The following is a 16,930-nucleotide window of genomic DNA, read 5'->3' on the forward strand; positions in this document are numbered from 1 at the left end:
GGCTCAGCGGGACGCTGTTGTTTCAGCCGCCGGACGCGGCACCAGGATCTTGGCCTTGGTGCGCTCCTTGAGCATCTCGTACAGCGCAGCCGCCTCGGCAGCGTTCCACCACTGGCCGTACTGCTGCACCTCCTGGGCCACCTGCTGCGCATTGCGCTCGGTGGCCGGCAGCACCTTCTCCACCTGCACCACGGCATAACCGCGGTCGCCCAGAGACACGCCGATCCACTTGGGAAGGCTGGCCGGGTCGGCGCTGAGGGCGGCATTGAGCACCTGCGGCGGCAGGCTGGTCTGGATGCCGCGCGAAATGGTGGCCGAGGCCGGCAGGTTGCCGCTGGCCGTGCCGGCCTGCAGGTCCTTCAGGCGCTTCTCGCCTTCGGCCCGCGCCAGCTCGCCGGCACGGCGGGCCTTGAGGGCCGCCGTGGCCTGTTCACGCACCTCGGCCAGGTCCTGCGTACGGGCCGCGCGGTGCTGCACCACGCGGGCCGAGACCAGCTGGTTGGCGCCGGTCTCCACCGCCTCGATGTTGCGCTTGCTGTTGATGGCTTCGGTGGAGAACACCGCCTCCAGCAGGCGGGGGTTGGACAGCACGCCCGCCTGGCCGTTGCCCTGGCGCGTCAGGCCCTTGGCGGTCTGCACCGTGAGCTTGAGGCGCTCGGCCGCCGGCTGCAGGCTGTCGGCCTGCTCGTACACCGTGTTGCTGAAGATGTCGGCCGACTCGGCAAACAGGCGCTGGGCCTGCTGCTTGCGCAGGTCGGCCTCGATGCCGGCGCGCATCTCTTCGAAGCTGCGGCGCGGCGGGGCCTTGATGTCGGTCAGGCGGATGATGTGGAAGCCGAACTCGGTTTCCACCAGATCGGCGATGTCGCCCTTCTTGAGCCCGAACACCGCGTCCTCGAACGGCTTGACCATGGCACCACGACCGAAGAAGTCGAGGTCACCGCCCTGCTCGGCCGAACCCGGGTCCTGCGAGTTGGCCTTGGCCAGCTCGGCAAACTTCTGCGGCTCCTTGCGCACCTGCTCCAGCAGGGCCTGGGCCTTGGCCTTGACGGCGTCCTTGTCGGCGGCGGAAGCGCCGGCGGGCACGCTCAGCAGGATGTGGCTGGCACGGCGCTGCTCGTCGCCGGAGAGGCGCTGGGCGTTCTGCTCGTAATAGGCGCGCACGTCGGCCTCGTTGAGCGTGACCGAGCGCTCCAGGGCGGCGGCATCCAGCACCAGGTATTCGATGTCGGCCTGCTCGGGCGCCTGGAACAGCTGCGGGTTGTCCTTGTGGAAGGCCTCGACGTCGGCATCGGTGATCTTCACGCGGCTGGCCTGATCGGCTGCGCTGAACGGGATCACGCGCACCTGGCGTTGTTCGAAGAAGGCGTTGAGCGACGGCTTGGCCGCGCCGGCCGGGGTGAAGGCCGAGGCCAGCAGGCCTTCGGTCACCTGGCGCTGAGACAGCTCGTTGCGCACGGAGGCCTCGAAGCCCTCGGGCGTCATGCCCTGGCGGGCCAGCAGCTGGCGATAGGCCTCCACGTCCAGCGTGCCGTCGGGCTTGCGCAGGCCGGCAATGGCAGGGTCCTGCTGCAGGTAGGCAGCCAGGCGCGCGTCGCTGGTGTACAGATGGGCCTGGGTGGCGGCAGCCGCCACCACGCGCTGGCGCACCAGGCGCTCCAGCGTGGCGTAGCGGGCTTCCTCGCTGTCGAGCAGCTTGGCGTCGATCTGCGGCATGGCCTGGCGCACGCGTTGCGACTCCTCCTGGTGGAAGCGGTCCCACTCCATCCGGGTGATGTCCTTGCCATTGACCGTGGCCACCGGCGGGCCACCTTCGTTGAACCGCGAATAACCCTCGATGCCGAACAGGACGAAGGAGGGAATGATCAGGATCAGCAGGAAGCCCATGAGGAACTTCTTGTGATCGCGGATGGTGTCGAACATGCCTGGAATCCTGAATCTGAAACAAAAAAGGCGAACCCGTGTTCGCCTTCTTGGTGGTGGGTGCTGACGGGGTCGAACCGCCGACCTACGCCTTGTAAGGGCGCCGCTCTACCGACTGAGCTAAGCACCCCACCGAAACGCCGCAGCGCTTCAGTTCAATGCGTCCTTCAGTGCCTTGCCCGGGCGGAACTTGGGCACCTTGGCGGCCTTGATTTTAATCTCGGCGCCGGTGCGGGGATTGCGGCCCTTGCGGGCGGGGCGCTTGGTCACAGCAAAGGAACCGAAACCGACGAGGGACACCGTGCCGCCCTTTTTCAGGGTGGTGCGGATCGCGGTGATGGTGGAGTCGAGTGCCCGGGTGGCGGCCGCCTTGGAAATGTCGGCGTGCTTGGCAATGTGTTCGACGAGTTCGGTTTTGTTCACGAAAGGCCCCTCTTGGAAGTGAATTGGATGAATCGTGCGGATGGCAGGTGACCCGGGCGGGCATGGGCAGGCGATCGATACGTGGTCACCTGAACCTGAGCCAGCATCCAGAGCGCAATCAGAGGCCGACATGGGCACTGCGTTGCGTCCGGGGATTACACCCACGCGCCTTGGAACGTGTCAATACATCAGAAGCTGCAAGGGCACAGCCGCGCGAACGGCGGATTCTAGACGCAATCCCGATACCCGCCGGCGTTCAGCGGCTCACTGCCTGGGCAATGGCGCGACCCACGTCGGCCGTGCCTGCCGTACCCCCCAGATCGCGGGTGCGGGGCGCACCGCTGCCGGGCTGCAGCGTGGACTCGATGGCGGCCATCACCGCATCGTGTGCATCGCGGTGACCCAGGAAGTCCAGCATCATGGCGCCGCACCAGATCTGGCCGATGGGGTTGGCGATGCCCTTGCCCGCGATGTCGGGTGCGGAGCCGTGCACCGGCTCGAACAGCGAGGGGTGCTGGCGCGTGGGGTTGAGGTTGGCACTCGGCGCGATGCCGATGGTGCCGGTGCAGGCCGGGCCCAGGTCGGAGAGGATGTCGCCGAACAGGTTGCTGCCCACCACCACGTCGAAGAAGTCGGGCCGCTGCACGAAGTGCGCGGTCAGGATGTCGATGTGGAACTTGTCCACCGTGACGTCCGGGTACTGCCTGGCCATCTCGGCCACGCGCTCGTCCCAGTAGGGCATGGTGATGGCGATGCCGTTGCTCTTGGTGGCGCTGGTCAGGTGCTTCTTCGGGCGCGAGCGGGCCACCTCGAAGGCGTAGCGCAGCACGCGGTCCACGCCGTGGCGCGACATCACCGTCTCCTGCATGACGATCTCGCGCTCGGTGCCGGCGTACATGCGGCCGCCGATGCTGCTGTATTCGCCCTCGGTGTTCTCGCGCACGATGACCATGTCGATCTCGCCCGGCTGGCGCGGCGTGCCGTCGCGGCGCACCACCGGCGCGGTCACGCCGGGCATGAGCTTGGCCGGGCGCAGGTTGATGTACTGGTCGAACTCGCGGCGGAACATCAGCAGCGAACCCCACAGCGACACATGGTCGGGCACCTTGTCGGGCCAGCCCACGGCGCCGAAGTAGATGGCGTCGTGGCCGCCGATCTGGTCCTTCCAGTTGTCCGGCAGCATCTGGCCGTGCTTCTCGTAGTAGTCGCAGCTGGAGAAATCGAAGTGGTCGAACTGGAGGTCGATGCCGAAACGGGTGGCGGCCGCCTCCAGGACGCGCAGGCCCTCAGGCATGACTTCGGTGCCGATGCCGTCCCCGGCGATGACGGCGATGCGGTGCTTGCTCATGGTGAATCCTTTCTGGCGGGTGAGTGCTGGTCGTGACTGTACCGGTTCGATTCGCAATAATGCGGCAATCGATTCGTGCTCTGCAATCATCAATGGAAACCGTCACCGACCGCCACGACCTGGACATGACGCTGGCCATCCGCCAGCATGGCAGCCTGGCCCTGGCCGCCCGGCAGCTGGGCGTGACGCCATCGGCCATCACGCGGCGGCTGGCGGCGCTGGAGTCGCGGCTGGGTGTGCGGCTGTTCCAGCGCACCACGCGCCGGGTGAGTGCCACGGCCGAGGGCGAGGCCTTCTGCGAACGGGCCGCCACGCTGCTGCAGGGCTTTGCCGCGCTGGAAGGCGAGCTGCTGGAGCGCCGCGCCGAAGCCAGCGGCCCGATCCGGCTGGCCGCCACACTGGGTTTCGGGCGCCGCTGGCTGGGGCCGGAGCTGGCCGCGTTCCAGGTGGCGCACCCCGGGGTGCAGATCGAGCTGCAGCTCACCGAATCCCTGCCCGATCTGGCGGTGGAAGGCTTTGATGGCGCCATCTGGCTGTGGGACGCGCCGGGGCGCCACGCGGGCGAATGGGTGTCGCGCAAGCTGGCGCCCAACCAGCGCGTGCTGGTGGCCGCACCCGCTTACCTGCAGCGCCGGGGCGTGCCCCGCAGCCCGGACGATCTGTCGGCGCACGACTGCCTGGTGGTGCGCGAGAACACCGGCCCGGGCGGTCAGCGCTTTGACCACTGGCGCCTGCGCCGCAGCGGCGACGAGGCCGCACGCCACATACCGGTGAGCGGGCCGCTGCTGTGCAACTCGGGCGAACTGGTGCGGGACTGGTGCCTGGCCGGCCACGGCATCATGCTGCGCAGCCTGTGGGACGTGGCCCCGCTGCTGGCCAGCGGCGATCTGGTGCGGGTGCTGCCCGCGTGGAGCATGCCGGAGGCCGACATCCTGTGGCTGGCGCCCTGGCGGCCGCATGTGCCACGGCGCATCGGCCTGCTGCTGGACCACCTGGTGCGCCGCTTCAAGGGCCAGCCCTGGAAGCCGGCCACCCGCTCAGCGCGTTGAGCTCGCCGGGCTGGGTGAACGCACCACCAGGCTCACGCCGAAGGCGGTGATGGCCGTGCCCAGCAGCGTGGTGGGCGTGATCGGTTCGCCGAACAGCAGCCAGGCCATGAGCGCGGTGCACGGCGGCACCAGGTACATGAGGCTGGCCACCGAGGCCGCCGCACCGCGCTGGATCAGCATGTACAGCAGCGAACTGCCGCCCACCGACAGCACCAGCACGCTCCAGGCCAGCGCACCGATGAGCTCGCCGTTCCATTGCATGGACTCGGTCTCCAGCAAGGCCAGCGGCAGCGTGACCACCAGCGCGGCCAGCAGTTGCACCGCGTTGGCGCTGCGCACATCGCAGGGCTGCACGAAACGCTTCTGGTAGAGCGTGCCCGCCGTGATGGCCACCAGCGCCACCACCGCCATGGCCAGGTTGGCCCAGGTGGCCTGATCGCCCGGACCGCCAGCGCCGAACTTGTTGGACACCACCAGCACCAGACCACCGAAGCCCAGCACCAGCCCCAGCCACTGGCGGCGCGTCACGCTCGACCCGGTGCTGGAGAGCCAGATGGCGGTGAGCACCGGTTGCAGACCCACCACCAGTGCCGACAGGCCGGAGCCCATGCCGGCCTTCACGGCCATCCACACACCGCCCAGGTAGCAGGCGTGCATGAGCACGCCGGTGATGGCCAGGTGCAGCCACTGCGAGCGGCTTTTCGGCCAGGCCACACCGGCCAGCAGCACCCACGGCAGCAGGCAGGCCACCGAGAAGGCGTAACGGGTGGCCAGGAACTTCAGCGGCGGGGAGTTGGGCATGCCGTAGCGCGCCACGATGAAGCCGGTGCTCCAGATGAGCACGAAGATCCAGGGCATGGCCCGCAGCCAGGCGGACTCTCGGGGGGCGACGGTCATCAGCGGGACCGGGCGCGGATCTCGGGCAGCGCCTTCTGCAGGTAATAGACCATGGACCACACCGTGAGCACGGCCGAGGCCCAGATCAGCCACACGCCCCACAGCCGGGTGTCGATCAGGCCCAGCAGCACGCCGTCGAACAGCAGGAAGGGAATGGCCACCATCTGCACCGTGGTCTTGACCTTGCCGATCATGTGCACCGCCACGCTCTTGGTGGCGCCGATGATGGCCATCCACTCGCGCAGCGACGAGATGGCGATCTCGCGGCCGATGATGATGAGCGCCACGAACACGTCGGCCCGCTCCAGGTGCACCAGCACCAGCAGGCTGGCACACACCAGGAACTTGTCGGCCACCGGGTCGAGGAAGGCACCGAAGGCCGAGGTCTGGTTCATGCGCCGGGCCAGGTACCCGTCGGCCCAGTCGGTCAGCGCGAACACCACGAACAGCACCGTGGCGATCAGGTTCTGCCGCGCCGGGCTCACCCCGTCCCAATAGAACACGCCGACGATCAGCGGAATGGCCACGATGCGGGCCCAGGTGAGCATGGTCGGCAGGTTGAAGAACATGGCGGCGATTATGGTGGATGGATCTCAGTGCAGGGCGCGGTAGATGGCATCGGCCAGATCGGGCGAGATGCCTTCCACCGTGGCCAGGTCTTCCACACTGGCCGAAGCGACGCCGCGCACACCGCCGAAGCGCTGCAGCAGCCGGGCCCGCTTCTTGGGGCCCACCCCGGGGATGTCTTCCAGGCGACTGCCGCCGGTGCGCACCTTGGCCCGCTGCGCCCGCATGCCGGTGATGGCGAAGCGGTGCGCCTCGTCGCGGATCTGGGCCACCAGCATGAGCGCGGCCGAGTCGTGGCCCAGGTAGACCTTGGGTCGGCCATCGGCAAACACCAGCTCCTCCAGGCCCACCTTGCGGCCCTGCCCTTTCTCCACGCCCACGATGCAGGCCAGGTCCAGACCCAGCTGCTGGAACACCTCGCGGGCCACGCCCACCTGGCCCTTGCCGCCATCGATCAGCACCAGGTCGGGCATGCGCGGGCCGGCGGGAGCCGTGGCGTTGTCGGGCGTCGGCTCGGGTGCCGCTTCAGCGGGAGCGTCGTCGTCCTCCGGTGGCGGCACGGCGGCCTCCACCGCCTCGCCGGCCTCGGCCTTGAGCGCCTGCGCGATGCGGCCATATCGGCGGGTCAGCACCTGGCGCATGGCGGCATAGTCGTCGCCGGGTGTGATGCCGTCGATCTTGTAGCGCCGGTACTGGCTGTTCTGCATCTTGTGGCCCTCGAACACCACGCAGGACGCCTGGGTCGATTCGCCCGCGGTGTGCGAGATGTCGAAGCACTCGATGCGCAGGGCCTCGAGCTGATCGTCCGGCAGGTGCAGTGCATCGGCCAGGGCGCGGGTGCGGGCCTGCTGGCTGCCCTCCTCGGCCAGCAGACGGGCCAGGGCGATGTCGGCATTTTTCTGCGCCAGTTCCAGCCACACCCGGCGGTGCTCGCGCGGGTTGTGCACCGCGTTCACCTTGGTGCCCAGCTGCTCGCCGAGGGCATCGAGCAGTTCGCGCGAGACGGCGTGGCTGGTCACCAGCACGGTGGGCACGGCGGTGCCGATGTAGTGCTGGGCGATGAAGGCCTCCAGCACGCGCAGCGCGGTGCGCTCGGCGGCATCGGTGGCGGTGGCTGCGGCGGCTGCATCGCCTTCGTTCAGCAGTTCGTCGATGGCGCTCGCATCGTCCACATGCGCAGGAAAGTAAGGCCGGTCGCCCAGGTGGCGCCCGCCGCGCACCATGGCCAGGTTGACACAGGCGCGGCCGCCCTGCACCCGCACCGCCAGGATGTCCACGTCCTGGTCGGTGGTGGTGTCCATGGACTGCTGGTGCAGCACCCGGGACAGCGCACTGATCTGGTTGCGGATCTCGGCCGCCTGTTCGAATTCGAGCCGCTCCGAATGGGCCAGCATGCGCTGCTCCAGGCCCTGCAGCACGGTCTGGGTCTCGCCGCGCAGGAAACGTTCGGCGTCCTGCACGTCGCGGGCGTAGTCCTCGGTGGTGATGTGGTCCACGCAGGGGCCGCTGCAGCGCTTGATCTGGAACAGCAGGCAGGGCCGGGTGCGGTTGGTGAACACCGTGTCTTCGCAGGTGCGCAGCCGGAACACCTTCTGCAGCAGGGTGATGGACTCCTTCACCGCCCAGGCGCTGGGGTACGGGCCGTAATAGCTGTGGCGGCGGTCCACCACGCCGCGGTAGTACGCCATGCGCGGGAACGCCACCGAAGGCGACGGCAGCTTCGGCGCGGTGCGGAAGGTCTCGCGGGTGCCGGTGATCTTGAGGTAGGGGTAGCTCTTGTCGTCGCGGAACAGGATGTTGAAGCGCGGCTGGAGCGTCTTGATCAAGTTGTTTTCCAGCAGCAGGGCCTCGGCCTCGCTGCGCACCACGGTGGTCTCCATGCGCGCGATGCGGCCCACCATGTGGCCGATGCGGGTGCCGCCGTGGTCCTTCTGGAAATAGCTCGACACCCGCTTCTTGAGGTTGCGGGCCTTGCCCACATACAGCAGCTGGCCCTGCGCGTCGAAATAGCGGTAGACCCCCGGCAGCGCGGGCAGCGCGGCCACTTCATTCAACAATTGTTCGGAATGCGCCTCGGACATGGCGCGTATTGTGGCCCGTGGCTTGCGGCAAGATGCGCAGCCATGTCACCCATCTGCCCGCCCGATTCCGACCGCCCCCAGCGCTGGGACCTGTTCTGCCGCGTCATCGACAACCTGGGCGACATCGGCGTGTGCTGGCGGCTGGCGGTCAACCTGGCCGGGCAGGGACACGCCGTGCGGCTGTGGATCGACCAGCCCGGGCCGCTGGCCTGGATGGCGCCGCAGGGCCACCCGGGCGTGACCGTACTGCCGTGGGCCGAGCCGTTCGATGTCGCTGCGCTGGACGCTGCACCGGGCGATGTCTGGATCGAGGCCTTCGGCTGCGAGCTGCCCGAGGCCTTCGTGGCCGCCCGCCGGCACGACCCGGTGTGGCTGAACCTGGAGTACCTGAGCGCCGAGGCCTGGGTGGAGCGCCACCACCGCCTGCCCTCGCCGGTGCTGCACGGCCCGGGCCAGGGCCTGACCAAATGGTTCTTCTACCCCGGCTTCACCGCCGGCACCGGCGGCCTGCTGCGCGAGGTCCATGCCGTGGCCCCGGACGCGGCGGCCGACGCCGCCTGGCTGGCCTCGCTGGGCCTGCCGCTGCGCCCGGATACCCGCCGGGTGCTGCTGTTCTGCTACGAGCCGGCCAGCCTGGCGCCGGTGATGGCGTTGGCCGACGGCGTGGACTGGCTGGTCACCCCCGGCCGTGCCGAGGCCGCCAGCCGGACGCTGCCGCTGGCCCCCGGCGCACAGCGCATGGTGCTGCCGGCCGTGCCCCAGGTGGACTTCGACCGCCTGCTGCGCAGCAGCCACCTCAATTTCGTGCGGGGCGAGGATTCGCTGGTGCGGGCGCTGTGGGCAGGTCGGCCCTTCGTCTGGCACATCTACCCGCAGCACGACGATGCCCACCATGCCAAGCTGGCCGCCTTTCTGGACTGGCTGCAGGCCCCGCCCGGCCTGCGGGCGTTCCACCACCACTGGAACGGCATCGCACCGGCGGCCGTGGTCTGGCCGGACGAGGCCACGCTGGCCGAGTGGGGCGCCGTGGTGCAGGCGGCCCGGGCGCGCCTGCTGGCGCAGGCCGACCTGGTGCAGCAGCTGCAGGCATTCGTCCAGGCACGCCAGTCTGGCGGGACCGACACCGAAAAGCACTAAAATCCAGGGTTTTGCGAAAAACCGGCCGGCCTGCATCCGTGGCGGCCGACCCCGGACACCTCCATCGGAAATCCCCTATGAAAATCGCCCAAGAAATCCGCGCCGGCAACGTCATCATGCACGGCAAGGACCCCATGATCGTCCTGCGCACCGAATACGCCCGTGGCGGCCGTGGCGCGGCCACCGTCCGCATGAAGCTCAAGGGCCTGCTGGGCAACATCGGCACCGAAGTCGTGTTCAAGGCCGACGACAAGATGGACCAGATCATCCTGGACAAGAAGGAGTGCACCTACTCCTACTTCGCCGACCCCATGTACGTGTGCATGGACAGCGAATACAACCAGTACGAAGTGGAAGCCGAGAACATGGGCGACGCCCTGAACTACCTGGAAGACGGCATGGCCGTCGAGGTGGTGTTCTACGAAGGCAAGGCCATCTCGGTGGAACTGCCCACCAGCGTGGTGCGCGAGATCACATGGACCGAACCCGCCGTCAAGGGCGACACCTCGGGCAAGGTGCTCAAGCCGGCCAAGATTGCCACCGGTTTCGAAGTGCCCGTGCCGCTGTTCGTGAGCCAGGGCGACAAGATCGAGATCGACACCCGCACCGGCGAATACCGCAAGCGCGTCTGATGCACGGCCTGCGCGCCCGCTGACCCGCACCGAAGGCTCCTCAGGGAGCCTTTGTCGTTCTTGCTCCCTCCACCCACCGCCACGCCACCATGTCACCCCACAAGCTCAACGAACGCCGCCTGGCCGATGCCTGGGCCGAACTGCAGGCCCATGCCGACAGCGGCCAGCCGCTGGAGGCCGACGCCTACCGCCTGGCCTTCAACGACCCCGAGTTCCTGCTCCGGCGCGAGACGCGCGGCATCCGCCTGCAGCTGGAGATGCTCAAGCCCGATCTGGCCCAGCAGGCCCTGGGCATCGAGAACACGGTGGTGGTGTTCGGCAGCGCCCGCTTCCGCGACAGCGAGGAAGCCCAGGCCCGCCTGAACGAGGCCCAGGCCGGCGGCGATGCACAGGCCATCCGCAAGGCCCAGGCGCTGGTGCGCAATGCGCGCTACTACGACGAAGCGCGGGCCTTTGCCCGCATCGTGGCCCGGCACAGCAGCTGCTGCGCTCCCGATGACCGCCTCTACATCTGCACCGGGGGCGGCCCCGGCATCATGGAAGCCGCCAGCCGGGGCGCGCACGACGAAGGCGCGCTCAACGTGGGGCTGAACATCGCGCTGCCGCACGAGCAGTCGGCCAACCCCTACATCACGCCCGAGCTCAGCTTCAAGTTCCACTACTTCGCGCTGCGCAAGATGCACTTCATGATGCGGGCCAAGGCGCTGGTGGCATTCCCGGGCGGCTTCGGCACGCTGGACGAGCTGTTCGAGGTGATCACCCTGGTGCAGTGCCGCAAGTCCAAGCCGGTGCCCATCGTGCTGTTCGGCACCGACTACTGGAAGCGCCTGATCAACCTCGACCTGCTGGTCGAGGAAGGCACCATCTCGCCCGAAGACCTCGACCTGTTCGAGTACGTGGACGACGCCCAGGCCGCCTGGGACGCCATCGTGCGCTTCTACGACCTCAAGAGCTGATCACTCGGCCCAGCCGCCGCCCAGGGCGCGGTACAGGGCCACGCGGTTCTGCTGCTGCGCCAGCCGGGTCTGCACCAGGGCCTGCTGGGTGGCGAACAGCGAACGCTGGGCATCCAGCACATCGAGGAAGCTGGCCACGCCGTTGCGGTAACGCAGCTCGGCCAGGCGGAAGCGGTCGGCCTCGGCGGTGGCCTGCGCTTCCTGGGCGCGCAGCTGCTCGCCCAGCGTGGCCTGCCCGGCCAGTGCATCGGCCACCTCGCGGAAGGCGGTCTGGATGGCCTTCTCGTACTGGGCCAGCGCGATCTCGCGGCCGGCCTTGGCCGAGTCCAGCCCGGCCTGGTTGCGCCCGGCATCGAAGATCGGCAGCAGCGCCTGCGGCGCCAGGGTGAAGCCCCAGCTGCCGTCCTTGAACAGGCCCGACAGGTCGCTGCTGGCCGTGCCCACGCTGGCGGCGAGCGAAATGCGCGGGAAGAAGGCCGCGCGCGCCGCGCCGATGTTGGCATTGGCCGCCACCAGCTGCTGCTCGGCCTGGCGCACGTCGGCGCGGCGGGTCAGCAGATCGGACGGCAGACCCGCCGGCACCTCGGCCAGCACCGCCACGGGCAGCGCGGCGTCCGGCGTGGCCGGGGTCAGCAGGCTGGTCGGCACCGGCTCGCCCACCAGCAGGTTGAGCGCGTTCACATCGAGCAGGCGGGCGCGCTCGGCCTGGGCCAGCGCGGCCTGGGCCGAGGCGGTGAGCGACTCGGCCTGGCGCAGGTCCAGCGCCGAAGCCGCGCCGTTGTCGAAGCGCAGTTTCGTGAGACGCAGCGAGTCTTCCCGGGTCTTGAGGGTCTGGCGGGTGAGCGCCAGCAGCGACTCGTTGGCCTGCAGGCTCAGCCAGGTGCTGGCCACGGTGGCCACCAGGCTGGTCTGCGCGGCGCGCCGGGCCTCCTCGCTGGCCAGGAACTGGGCCAGCGCGGCTTCCTTCAGGCTGGAGAGGCGACCGAAGAAATCGATCTCCCAGGCGCTGGTGGCCAGGCCCACGCTGTACAGGCTGGTGATGCCGCCGCTGGTGTTGGGCTGGCGGTTGCCGGTGGCGGCCAGGTTGACGGTGGGGAACTGGTTGGCCCGCTGGATCTGGTACTGGGCGCGCACCTGCTCGATGTTGAGCGTGGCCACGCGCAGGTCGCGGTTGTTGGTCAGGGCGCGCTGCACCACGTCGCGCAGTCGGGCGTCGGTGACGAAGCCCGACCAGGCCAGGTCGGCCGCCGGCCGGGCCGCCGCCGCATCGGCCTGCGCCATGGGATAGGCCTGTGGCACCCCGGCCTGGGGCCTGGGCAGCTCGGGGATCATGGAGCAGCCGGCCAGCAGCGCGGCCACGCCCAGGGCGGCCAGCGAAGGCCGGTGCAGAGAAGACAGGTTGGGTCTCATGTCAGTGGACTCCGTGCTCGGCAGCGGCCTCGGCGTCGCGCAGACGCTGGCGCTCGCTGCCCTTGAAGATGGACCGCACCACCACGAAGAACACCGGCACGAACACCACCGCCAGCACGGTGCCGGTGATCATGCCGCCGATCACGCCGGTACCGATGGCGCGCTGGCTGGCCGAGCCGGCACCGGAGGCGATGAACAGCGGCACCACGCCCAGCGTGAAGGCCAGCGAGGTCATGACGATGGGGCGGAAGCGCAGCCGGGCCGCGGCCAGTGCCGCCTCGATCACGCCCTTGCCCTGGGCCTGCAGGTCCTTGGCGAATTCGATGATCAGGATGGCGTTCTTGGCCGACAGGCCGATGATGGTGATCAGGCCGACCTGGAAGTACACATCGTTGGCATAGCCCCGCGCCAGCGTGGCCAGCAGCACGCCGATCACGCCCAGCGGCACCACCAGGATCACCGAGAGCGGGATGCTCCAGCTCTCGTACAGCGCGGCCAGGCACAGGAACACCGCCAGGATGGCGAAGGCGTACAGCACGATGGCCTGGGCGCCGGCGAGCTTTTCCTCGCGCGACTGGCCGGTCCACTCGTAGCCGAAGCCCTGCGGCAGCTGCGCGGCCAGACGCTCCATCTCGGCCAGGGCGGCGCCGGTGCTGTAGCCCGGCGCGGCGCTGCCGCTGATGCGGATGGACGGGTAGCCGTTGTAGCGCACCGTCTGCATGGGGCCGTTGACCCATTCGGTGGTGGTGAAGGCCGACAGCGGCACCGCCCTGCCGTCGCGGTTGACCACGTTCAGGCGCAGCACATCGTCGGGCTGCATGCGGGCAGCCGCATCGGCCTGCACCACCACGCGCTGCAGGCGGCCGGCGTTGGGGAAGTCGTTGATGTAGCTCGAACCCAGCGCGGTGCCGATGGCGGTGCTGATGGCGTCAAAGCCCACGCCCTGGGCTGCGGCCTTCTCGCGGTCGATGTTCAGCCGCAGCTGGGGCGCGTCTTCCAGGCCGTCGGGGCGCACCTGGGTCAGCACCTTGCTCTGCGAGGCAGCGGCCAGCAGCTGGTTGCGTGCGGCCAGCAAGGCATCGCGGCCCAGACCGGCGCGGTCCTGCAGGCGGAAGGCAAAGCCGGACGACGAACCCAGTTCGGGAATGGGCGGCGGGCTGAGCGGGAAGATGGACGCATCGCGGATGCCCGAGAGCGCACCGAAGGCGCGACCCGCCACCGCCTGTGCCGAACTGGCCGGCGACTCGCGCTCGGCCCAGTCCTTCAGGGTGATGAAGGCCAGCGCGGCGTTCTGGCCCTGGCCCGAGAAGCTGAAGCCCAGCACGCTGACCATGCTCTGCACCTCGGGCTGCTTCAGCATGAAGCCCTCGACCTGCTTCATCACGTCCAGCGTGCGTTCGCGGGTGGCACCCGGCGGCAGCTGCACGTTGACCAGCATGGTGCCCTGGTCTTCCTGCGGCAGGAAGGACGTGGGCAGGCGCATGTAGACCACGGCCGCAGCGGCCACGATGGCGACGTACACGATGAGCGTGCGGCCGGCACGCGGCAGCAGCCGGCCCACGCCGGACGCGTAGCGGTCGGTGGTGCGGTTGAAGAAGCGGTTGAACCAGCCGAAGAAGCCCTTCTTTTCCTCGTGGTGGCCGGCTTCCACCGGCTTGAGCAGCGTGGCGCACAGGGCCGGCGTGAGCGAGAGCGCCATGAAGGCCGAGAACGCGATGGACACGCCCATGACCGCCGCGAACTGGCGGTAGATGTTGCCCACCGAGCCGCTGAAGAAGGCCAGCGGCACGAACACCGCGATCAGCACCACGGTCACGCCGACGATGGCGCCCGAGATCTGGCCCATGGCCTTGCGCGTGGCCTGCAGGGGCGGCAGGCCCTCCTCGCTCATGATGCGTTCGACGTTCTCCACCACCACGATGGCGTCGTCCACCACGATGCCGATCACCAGCACCATGCCGAACATGGTGAGCACGTTGATCGAGAAGCCCATGGCCAGCAGCGTGGCAAAGGTGCCCAGCAGCGCCACCGGCACCACGATGGTGGGAATCACCGTGTAGCGGAAGTTCTGCAGGAAGACATACATCACCAGGAACACCAGCAGGATGGCTTCGGCCAGGGTCTTGGCCACCTGCTCGATGGAGATCTTCACGAAGCGCGAGCTGTCGTAGGGAATGGCCCAGCTCATGCCTTCGGGGAAGAAGCGCTCCAGCTCGGCCATCTTGGCGCGCACCGCGTTGGCCGTGGCCAGGGCGTTGCCGGTGGGCGAGAGCTGCACGCCGATGCCGGTGGACGGCTGGCCGTTCAGGCGGGCCGAGGTGGCATAGGTCTGTGCGCCCAGCTCGATGCGGGCCACGTCCTTCAGGCGCACGGTGGAGCCGTCGGCATTGGCGCGCAGCACGATGCTGCCGAACTGCTCGATGGAGCCCAGCTGGCCGTCCACCACCACGGTGGCCGAGATGCCCTGGCCGTCGACGATGGGCAGCGCGCCGATCTCGCCGGCCGACACCTGGGCGTTCTGGGCACGGATGGCGTTGTTCACGTCGGCCGCGCTCAGGTTGAAGCCCAGCAGCTTGGCCGGGTCGATCCAGATGCGCATGGCGCGCTCGGTGCCGAACAGCTGGGCCTGGCCCACGCCGGGCAGGCGCTGGATCTCGGGCAGCACGCTGCGCGAGGCGTAGTCGCCCAGGGCCACCGGGTCCCAGGCCGGGTTGCTGCTGGAGAGGATGGCGAACAGCAGGAAGTTGGTGCGCGACTTGTCCACCCGCACGCCCTGCTGCGTCACGGCCGAGGGCAGGCGTGGCGAGGCGCGCGAGAGCCGGTTCTGCACGTCCACCTGGGCCAGGTCGGGGTTGGTGCCGGGCTGGAAGCTCAGCGTGATGGTGCCGGTGCCGTTGGCCTGGGCCACGGCTTCCATGTAGATCAGGCCCGGCGAGCCGTTCATTTCCTGCTCGATGACCGACAGCACGCTGTCTTCCAGCGTCTTGGCCGAGGCACCGGGGTAGGTGGCGGTGATCACCACCGAGGGCGGCGCCACCGGCGGGTACTGGGCAATGGGCAGCTGGGTGATGGACACCGCGCCCAGCACCATGATGAAGAGCGCGATCACCCACGCGAAGATGGGCCGGTCGATGAAGAACTTCGCCATGCGTGCGCTCCTCAGCCGGCCTTGGGTGCGGGAGCGGCCGGCTGGCCTGCAGGCTTGGCGGCATCACCGGTGCCGGGCCTGGTCCAGGGCACCGGCTTGACGGTGGCGCCCGGGCGCAGCTTCTGGAAGCCGTCCACCATGACCTGCTCGCCGGCCTTCAGGCCGTCCAGGATGACCCACTGGCCGTTCTGCTGGCCGCCGACCTTGACGGTGCGGCGGCTGGCCTTGCCTTCGGCATCGACCACCATGACCGAATCGCCCTGGGCCGACCGCGTGACGGCCTGCTGCGGCAGGGTGATGGCGTCGCCCGCCGTGGCCTGCTCCAGCCGCACCCGCACATACATGCCGGGCAGCAGGGTGCCGTCGGGGTTGGGCACTTCGGCGCGCAGCGTGATCTGGCCCGTGCCCTGGTCCACCGTCAGATCGGAGAACAGCAGCTTGCCGGGGCGGCCGTACTCGGTGCCGTCCTCCAGCACCACGCGCACGCGGGCGGCCTGGTCGCCGGCGCCCTTGAGGCGGCCCTCCTTCTGGGCCTTCTGCAGGCGGTACACCTCGGAGACCGACTGGGTGAAGTTCACGTACACCGGATGGATCTGCTGCACCACCGCCAGCTGCGTGGCCTCGCCCTGCCCCACCAGCGCACCTTCGGTCACGAGTGCGCGGCCGATGCGGCCGGCAATGGGCGCGGTGACGCTGGCGTACCCCAGGTTGATGGTGGCGGTCTGCACCGCGGCCTTGCCGGCGGCCACATCGGCCTCGGCGGTTTTCTGGGCCGCCACGGCGCTGGCGTATTCCTGCTGGCTGATGGCGTTTTCCTTCACCAGCGGGGCGTAACGCTCGGCCAGCGCACGGGCCTGGGCCAGGTTGGCCTCGGCCCGGGCCAGGCTGGCCTGGGCGGTCTGCAGGGCGGCCTGGTAGGGGGCCGGGTCGATGCTGAACAGGCGCTGGCCGGCCTTCACATCGCTGCCCTCGGTGAACTCGCGCTTGAGCAGGATGCCGGCCGCCCGGGCCCGCACCTGCGCCGTGCGCGAGGCTTCCAGCCGTCCCGGCAGTTCGGTGAGCAGACCCACATCGCCCGGCGTGACCGTGACCACGCCCACCTCGGCCGGGGGCATGCCGCCACCGGGCGGGCCGCCGGCTGCCGGCTGTCCGCCGCCGCAGGCCGCCAGCAGCGCGGCCAGGGCCACGGTGCCGAGAACGCCGACGAAGCGGCCACGTTGAGAGAGACGGAGGGTGGGGTTCGACGGCATGAAAACCTCGGCGGATGGATGTCGGCGGCGGAAAACGGCGCAGTATACATACACACACGAATGTATGTATATTGACGGGCTGTTCACCCTCCGCCCGACTTTCCCGCCC

General features: G+C 69.2%; 13 protein-coding genes and 1 tRNA gene. 4 read left to right on the forward strand and 10 right to left on the reverse strand.

The features are described 5' to 3' along the window. Nucleotides 1-3 precede the first annotated feature (3 nt). From WD026_RS05335 to WD026_RS05350, 4 genes are all read right to left on the reverse strand, one after another. The gene (locus WD026_RS05335) at nucleotides 4-1,923 is read right to left on the reverse strand and encodes a SurA N-terminal domain-containing protein (protein ID WP_425722595.1); all 1,920 of its coding nucleotides are present in this window, start codon (nucleotides 1,921-1,923) and stop codon (nucleotides 4-6) included. Between the two features lie 54 nt (nucleotides 1,924-1,977). Continuing rightward, nucleotides 1,978-2,053, reverse strand: a tRNA-Val gene (locus WD026_RS05340). A 20-nt stretch (nucleotides 2,054-2,073) separates the two neighbouring features. Beyond that, a complete protein-coding gene (locus tag WD026_RS05345; protein WP_066158910.1) occupies nucleotides 2,074-2,346 on the reverse strand; it encodes an HU family DNA-binding protein in 273 nt (90 codons plus the stop codon). Nucleotides 2,347-2,602: 256 nt separating this feature from the next. After that, on the reverse strand, nucleotides 2,603-3,694 hold the full coding sequence (locus WD026_RS05350) for a tartrate dehydrogenase (protein WP_425722596.1): 1,092 nt from the start codon (nucleotides 3,692-3,694) through the stop codon (nucleotides 2,603-2,605). Between the two features lie 92 nt (nucleotides 3,695-3,786). Here WD026_RS05350 and WD026_RS05355 point away from each other — a divergent pair, with 92 nt between their 5' ends. Beyond that, nucleotides 3,787-4,743, forward strand: a complete 957-nt coding sequence (locus WD026_RS05355) for a LysR family transcriptional regulator (RefSeq protein ID WP_425722597.1) — start codon at nucleotides 3,787-3,789, stop codon at nucleotides 4,741-4,743. Here WD026_RS05355 and WD026_RS05360 read toward each other — a convergent pair. The 3 genes from WD026_RS05360 to uvrC are packed head-to-tail and all read right to left on the reverse strand — an operon-like array spanning nucleotide 4,732 to nucleotide 8,288. Next, a complete protein-coding gene (locus tag WD026_RS05360) occupies nucleotides 4,732-5,640 on the reverse strand; it encodes a DMT family transporter (protein ID WP_425722598.1) in 909 nt (302 codons plus the stop codon). The two genes, WD026_RS05355 and WD026_RS05360, sit on opposite strands and share 12 nt — an antisense overlap. Next, a complete protein-coding gene (pgsA, locus tag WD026_RS05365) occupies nucleotides 5,640-6,209 on the reverse strand; it encodes a CDP-diacylglycerol--glycerol-3-phosphate 3-phosphatidyltransferase (RefSeq protein ID WP_425722599.1) in 570 nt (189 codons plus the stop codon). The genes WD026_RS05360 and pgsA overlap by 1 nt, the downstream gene beginning before the upstream one ends. Before the next feature lie 24 nt (nucleotides 6,210-6,233). Then, complete coding sequence (uvrC, locus tag WD026_RS05370; RefSeq protein WP_425722600.1) at nucleotides 6,234-8,288, reverse strand: excinuclease ABC subunit UvrC; 2,055 nt, start codon at nucleotides 8,286-8,288, stop codon at nucleotides 6,234-6,236. A 42-nt stretch (nucleotides 8,289-8,330) separates the two neighbouring features. Here uvrC and earP point away from each other — a divergent pair, with 42 nt between their 5' ends. The 3 genes from earP to WD026_RS05385 all read left to right on the forward strand — a co-directional run bounded on the left by earP (nucleotide 8,331) and on the right by WD026_RS05385 (nucleotide 11,013). Continuing rightward, the gene (gene earP / locus WD026_RS05375) at nucleotides 8,331-9,425 is read left to right on the forward strand and encodes an elongation factor P maturation arginine rhamnosyltransferase EarP (RefSeq protein ID WP_425722601.1); all 1,095 of its coding nucleotides are present in this window, start codon (nucleotides 8,331-8,333) and stop codon (nucleotides 9,423-9,425) included. 77 nt (nucleotides 9,426-9,502) lie between these two features. Beyond that, on the forward strand, nucleotides 9,503-10,057 hold the full coding sequence (gene efp / locus WD026_RS05380) for an elongation factor P (RefSeq protein ID WP_425722602.1): 555 nt from the start codon (nucleotides 9,503-9,505) through the stop codon (nucleotides 10,055-10,057). A gap of 89 nt (nucleotides 10,058-10,146) precedes the next feature. Beyond that, nucleotides 10,147-11,013, forward strand: coding sequence for a TIGR00730 family Rossman fold protein (locus WD026_RS05385; protein WP_425722603.1), 867 nt, complete (start codon nucleotides 10,147-10,149; stop codon nucleotides 11,011-11,013). Here the strand turns inward: WD026_RS05385 and WD026_RS05390 are convergent, their stop codons facing one another. The 3 genes from WD026_RS05390 to WD026_RS05400 are packed head-to-tail and all read right to left on the reverse strand — an operon-like array spanning nucleotide 11,014 to nucleotide 16,821. Next, the gene (locus WD026_RS05390) at nucleotides 11,014-12,423 is read right to left on the reverse strand and encodes an efflux transporter outer membrane subunit (RefSeq protein WP_425722604.1); all 1,410 of its coding nucleotides are present in this window, start codon (nucleotides 12,421-12,423) and stop codon (nucleotides 11,014-11,016) included. It abuts the gene before it with no gap. A gap of 1 nt (nucleotide 12,424) precedes the next feature. Next, entirely contained in the window at nucleotides 12,425-15,571 is a 3,147-nt protein-coding gene (locus tag WD026_RS05395) for an efflux RND transporter permease subunit (RefSeq protein ID WP_425722605.1), read from the reverse strand. 11 nt (nucleotides 15,572-15,582) lie between these two features. Continuing rightward, nucleotides 15,583-16,821, reverse strand: a complete 1,239-nt coding sequence (locus tag WD026_RS05400) for an efflux RND transporter periplasmic adaptor subunit (RefSeq protein ID WP_425722606.1) — start codon at nucleotides 16,819-16,821, stop codon at nucleotides 15,583-15,585. Between the last annotated feature and the right edge of the window lie 109 nt (nucleotides 16,822-16,930).

It is taken from the genome of Hydrogenophaga sp. R2 (assembly GCF_049843595.1).
Taxonomy (GTDB): domain Bacteria; phylum Pseudomonadota; class Gammaproteobacteria; order Burkholderiales; family Burkholderiaceae_C; genus Hydrogenophaga.

Coding starts and splice junctions, on each gene's coding strand:
- WD026_RS05335 (WP_425722595.1), bottom strand. CDS start 1,923: ATGTTCGACACCATCCGCGATCACAAGAAGTTCCTCATGGGCTTCCTG.
- WD026_RS05350 (WP_425722596.1), bottom strand. CDS start 3,694: ATGAGCAAGCACCGCATCGCCGTCATCGCCGGGGACGGCATCGGCACC.
- WD026_RS05355 (WP_425722597.1), top strand. CDS start 3,787: ATGGAAACCGTCACCGACCGCCACGACCTGGACATGACGCTGGCCATC.
- WD026_RS05360 (WP_425722598.1), bottom strand. CDS start 5,640: ATGACCGTCGCCCCCCGAGAGTCCGCCTGGCTGCGGGCCATGCCCTGG.
- pgsA (WP_425722599.1), bottom strand. CDS start 6,209: ATGTTCTTCAACCTGCCGACCATGCTCACCTGGGCCCGCATCGTGGCC.
- uvrC (WP_425722600.1), bottom strand. CDS start 8,288: ATGTCCGAGGCGCATTCCGAACAATTGTTGAATGAAGTGGCCGCGCTG.
- earP (WP_425722601.1), top strand. CDS start 8,331: ATGTCACCCATCTGCCCGCCCGATTCCGACCGCCCCCAGCGCTGGGAC.
- efp (WP_425722602.1), top strand. CDS start 9,503: ATGAAAATCGCCCAAGAAATCCGCGCCGGCAACGTCATCATGCACGGC.
- WD026_RS05385 (WP_425722603.1), top strand. CDS start 10,147: ATGTCACCCCACAAGCTCAACGAACGCCGCCTGGCCGATGCCTGGGCC.
- WD026_RS05390 (WP_425722604.1), bottom strand. CDS start 12,423: ATGAGACCCAACCTGTCTTCTCTGCACCGGCCTTCGCTGGCCGCCCTG.
- WD026_RS05395 (WP_425722605.1), bottom strand. CDS start 15,571: ATGGCGAAGTTCTTCATCGACCGGCCCATCTTCGCGTGGGTGATCGCG.
- WD026_RS05400 (WP_425722606.1), bottom strand. CDS start 16,821: ATGCCGTCGAACCCCACCCTCCGTCTCTCTCAACGTGGCCGCTTCGTC.